The sequence below is a fragment of the Clostridium sp. BL-8 genome (assembly GCF_002006495.1).
Taxonomy (GTDB): Bacteria; Bacillota; Clostridia; order Clostridiales; family Clostridiaceae; genus Clostridium.
Genome location: NZ_LZZL01000169.1, coordinates 1 through 5,107, shown reverse-complemented (window position 1 = coordinate 5,107; position 5,107 = coordinate 1). Strand labels below are relative to the sequence as shown.

At 30.5% G+C, this 5,107-nt stretch carries 5 protein-coding genes; all 5 read right to left on the bottom strand.

The annotated features are described in order from the left end of the window. Positions 1–347 precede the first annotated feature (347 nt). On the bottom strand, positions 348–1,046 hold the full coding sequence (locus tag CLOBL_RS26780) for a response regulator transcription factor (protein WP_009168850.1): 699 nt from the start codon (positions 1,044–1,046) through the stop codon (positions 348–350). A gap of 68 nt (positions 1,047–1,114) precedes the next feature. Beyond that, positions 1,115–2,569, bottom strand: coding sequence for a HAMP domain-containing sensor histidine kinase (locus CLOBL_RS26775; RefSeq protein ID WP_009168849.1), 1,455 nt, complete (start codon positions 2,567–2,569; stop codon positions 1,115–1,117). Between the two features lie 166 nt (positions 2,570–2,735). Further along, positions 2,736–3,023, bottom strand: a complete 288-nt coding sequence (locus tag CLOBL_RS26770; protein WP_009168848.1) for a ribosomal protein L7/L12 — start codon at positions 3,021–3,023, stop codon at positions 2,736–2,738. 112 nt (positions 3,024–3,135) lie between these two features. Then, positions 3,136–3,315 carry a hypothetical protein gene (locus CLOBL_RS26765; RefSeq protein WP_009168847.1) on the bottom strand — a complete coding sequence of 60 codons (180 nt, stop codon included), beginning with the start codon at positions 3,313–3,315 and terminating at the stop codon, positions 3,136–3,138. A 578-nt stretch (positions 3,316–3,893) separates the two neighbouring features. Continuing rightward, positions 3,894–4,880 carry a patatin-like phospholipase family protein gene (locus CLOBL_RS26760; RefSeq protein WP_077861779.1) on the bottom strand — a complete coding sequence of 329 codons (987 nt, stop codon included), beginning with the start codon at positions 4,878–4,880 and terminating at the stop codon, positions 3,894–3,896. Positions 4,881–5,107: the final 227 nt, after the last annotated feature.

The following is a 5,107-nucleotide window of genomic DNA, read 5'->3' as shown; positions in this document are numbered from 1 at the left end:
TACTACAACTGCAATTATTACAGCATATATAACTATTTTTTTTACATTTTTCATTGCCATCCTCCCATTTGTAACATCAACTGTTAATTTACTTTTCTTATCAAATTAATATTTTATTAAATAAAGAAACATATATTATTGCTTGGATATCTATGAATATTTTTACATACATATATAAATAATTTCTAAACTTTAATTATATTTTAAACAAAATATAATTAGAGGAATAATAAATAAAGTTCGTATATTTTAACTAAAAAACTATAGCTAAAACGTACGAACTTCGTTAAATTGTTAAGAAAATTTCTAGATAGACTACAATAATAGATTGAATAAATATTGATTATTTATGCTTTAAATCTATAACCTGCCCCCCATACAGTTTCTACAAATTTAGGATTACTACTGTCTTCTTCAATTTTATCTCTTATTCTATTGATATGTACTGTAACTGTTGCAACATCTGCAAAAGAATCCATCCCCCAAATCCTATCTAGTAATACTGTTTTGGAAAATACAATATTAGGATTAGTAGCTAAGAATAAAAGAAGCTCAAATTCTTTATTAGCAAATTTAACTTCTATATCATTGATATACACCCTTCGTTCTTTGATAAATATCTTTAGCCTTCCAAAATTCATAGCCCCCTGTCCTAGTTTCTTCTTTTTTTCAATTGATGTTAATCTATCATATCTAGAAATATGCGCATTCACTCTAGCAACAAGTTCACTAGGATCAAAAGGCTTGACAATATAATCATCAGCTCCAAGTCCCAGACCTCTAATTTTATCTACTGAATCCTTTTTAGCTGTAATCATGAGTATTGGTATCTCTTTATTGTTTCTTATCTCCGTGCATAGTTGAAATCCATCTTTACTTGGCAGCATTAAATCAAGTAGTATTAAATCAAATTCCTTATTCAAGGCAAGTTCTAATCCTATATCTCCATTACCTGCAATTTCAGTTTCAAATCCGTTAGCCTCAAGATAATCCCTTTCTAACTCTGCAATGAGTTTATCATCTTCTACAATCAATATCCTTCGCATTTTCTCTTCTCCCATTATAACTAATATATTTAGTTTTAATACATTATACAATATTTTAGTAACATAAGTTAGTTTCGCTTAAAGATTGGTAAAGTTATGATAATAGCAAGTCCATTCATATTTCTAGCAGTAATTGTGCCTTTATGTGCCTTTACTATATATTCACATATTGAAAGGCCAAGTCCGCTGCCTTCACTAGAATTAGCTCTTGATGGATCTTCTCTGTAAAAACTATTAAATAACCGCGGAAGATTTTCTTCTAAAACTCCTGGTCCATCGTCCTTAATTTTTAAAACAATGCTATCTTCTTTTTCATCTATTGTAATGTCGACACTTCCATATTCTTCAACCTTATATTTTGCACTATTTTCAAGTACATTCATAAGAACCCTGCGGATTTCTTCAAAATCCATATTAATTATAATGTCATCATGGCAGGTGCTTTTATACGATAAATTAATTCCACTTCCTTTAAACTCCACCGCTGCATTTTTGAAGAAATCGTAAAAGAATTTATTACAATTTATATTTTCAAAGTTAAATGGAAACTTTCCTGTATCTAATTTTGAAAAGAAGAATAACTTATCAACTAACATATCCATATCACAGGCTTTATTATATAAAACTTCATAATATCGCCAACGCTTTTCATCTGTATTTGCAATTCCATCCTTTAATCCTTTTGAATATCCTTTAATTGTTGTTAATGGTGTCCTTAAATCGTGAGATATTCCTGCAACCAGTTCTTTTCTATTTTGCTCATATTTTAACTGCATATCAATTGATTCCTGAAGCCTGATTCTCATTTTATTAAAATCAGCACATACCTTTGCAAATTCGTCTGTACCTTCATAATTCATTTTAAAATCAAGATTACCTTCTTCTATCTGTCCTGCCCCATAACTCAATAACTCTAACGGCTTTATCAGACTTTTAGCTACACGTGATGATAATATACCATTAATCATCATTATTATAAACAAAGCTACTATTAATACAATTCCCATATAACTAGCTAAAAAAGTTCTCGCTTCTGCTCTCATACGCTGCCTGCTTGTCAAATTATTATTTGACTTAACAGCTATAATACTAATAGAATCTCCATCATTAACAAAAGCATATTTAACTAAACTAACCGAATTAACTTCAAGCACTATTGAATCCGCCGATGTTAGAACATCCTTTTCGATGTTAGACATAGCATTTTTATCCTCATCAGTTATATTGGAAAATACTACATCTCCATTACTAGTCAGCAATAAATTATAACCTTCACTATTTAAATCTTGTTCTGCTTTATTATATTCTTCAAGCTTTACATGATTTGTCTTTATATCTTTACCATATGTATACACAATCTTTTGTATATCAGAAATCCCGCTATCCTGTTCAAAAACTTTTATTTTCCTACCATATAGCTCTGTAAATCCCTCTAGTACACCAGCTGCAATTACTACTATTAATATTGCTGGAACCACTAGCATAATAAGATTTGATATTGCAAGGCGTTTTTTTATCATCATATTATAGTTTGTCCTCCTAATTTTTCTGTCAATCAAGAAATTGAATAATCATATGATTTTTTAAATTAGCTTTATAATCATTTCAATCTTAATAACTAGTTTATACCACTTTTTATAATAATTTCTTCACAACAACTTACCATTATGCATCACTATACATATTCTATTATAAAATATTATTCATTCTATGCGAATCAAAGGAATCAACGTATTCTTTCGATTCCTTTAATCCAAATCCAGTAACAAATCTATATCTTTTTATTGCTTCAATTTTTTTACCTTCTAGAATAAGACTTTTTATTTCATCGTCTATTGTATCAAACGCTCCAACTTGTTTTGCAATTTTATTCAAATTTGCATTTATACGTGATATATAACTTCGCATCTTAATAATACTACCTAATATCCACATTAATATTCCTGTTCCTGCAAGCACTGCAACTATATAATTCATTACTTTTCCCTTTCTAATCTCCTCTTAATTTACTATCGACAAATACTTTTAAAAAAACTACCGCAAATTCACTTCCGAATAATGAGCTATTTAGTAAAGTGATTTATGTATATTACTCACTTCTTTTTTTTTCTAGTTCATCTAAAATTGTATCCAGTTTTTCATTCATTTGTTTATTCCTTTTTATAAAACTTTTAAATGCTTTTATCCCTTTATATATTCCTATTATTATTAAAATTATTAACCCAAAGTTAATCCAATTCACAATTAGCGTCATATAATTAATCTGCATAAACTTTCTCCTAACCACACCTATAATTTTTTATAAGCATATAATTTTTAACTATTCCCTATTGTCTATACATATTATTATATTATAACTGTATTTATTTACAAGTTCTTCATATTCTTATATGAATATCATTATGTAACAAGTTAGAATCTTAAAAGGTAGTCAAAGGAGCAAGTGTGTGTTTTATGTGCTATAGATAGAGCGGAAAATGCTTTTACTGAACTTTTGTGTAAAAGAAGAATGAAACATACTGATTTAGAACCGTGAATTTCCCTTTTGTTGCTTCAATATACCATAAATCATCTAGACCTATAAATAAAAAAGAATGATCTACTAGGGTGTCATAGACCATTCTAAATACTGGTTAATATTTATTTGATAGGGGATAAATAATGTTTTAACTATTTTATATTTATATATTACAAGAGATTTGTGACAGTAATATGGCAGAAGTGAAATACTTTATGTTCCACTAGGATATGGCATTTCAAATATATTCCACTTCATTAAATTTATATAACCAATTCTATTCTAGGAATGTATAAACTCAACAATCAATAACTGAAGTAAACCTATGATTAGTCCCAAAACTTAGCAATACGCTTTGCATCTTCGTAACCTTGTTCTCGACCGCAAGCTGCAATTACAGGTCGTATTCTAGGATCAACTGGGTTTCCGCCAAGTTGTTGTAATGCTTCATAAATTTTTTTGTCAGGTTTAACTAATTCAACTTCAGAACCAGATTTCTGTAAACTTTGAATTTGGTCTTCAAGCTTAAACGGGGTTTGTACTGGAAGCCCCACCGATAAAATAAGAACTTTGCTAGCTCCTTCAGCTATATCAGCGTTCTCCATTGAATGAACTCCACCATCTAAATACTTACGAGAGCAGATAGTAGTTGGCGGCCATACTCCTGGGAGAGAAGAACTTGCAGATGCAGCTTTAATTAATTCAATGCTAGAGTTAGATCCCCAAACAACTCTTTGAGATGTGACAAGATCAACCGCCACGATACGCAAAGCCTCCGCCCATTGACAGTCACCTATCGTATTTCTAATACGCGATAATTGTTCACTCTCAGCCATGGTGTTTGATTCAATGGCCAACTTTCCCATCCTATCAATCCATTCTTTTGGTGTCTTAGAGGAAGTAGCTATTTCATCATACTTTTCAAACAGTGAACCCAGATTTCCCGAAGGACTCTCTTTCTGCGATTGATATTTTAGATTTATTAATTTTTCCCAAATATCATTCCAAGAAATTCTTGATGCGATCACGGCTCCAACTTGGGATCCAGCTGAGGTGCCTACAATCAAATCAGCAAAACGTGTATCAATTCCACCATCAGCAAGACCTGTTAAGTAGCCTGTTTCCCAGCCAATTCCCATGCTTCCACCGCCTCCACCTTGAAAAGTTATAATTGGTACTCCAGCTTTACAAATATCTTCAATATCTCTATAAATTGTACGTATTGATACTTCGAATTTTTCAGCCAAATATTTAGCTTTTATTTTCTCATTATTTAAGAGAATTGTTATTATTTCAAGTAAGCGATCAACTTTCAATTATAAACAACTCCTCTACATTGAAACGATATCAATTGTGCTAATTTCATTTAAAACTTTGTATAAAGTTGGCTTATTTATACCAATATTGTCTCCAAAATAAAAAAAATAGCCAGTGGAAAAATAGTGGAAGTTTTTCACTCCCTGCTCTCCAAAGTAGCTATTTTACATATGCGAGATAAGCCATAAGCCGAGTTCTGTAGTCATTGGAGATTACAACAAATAGT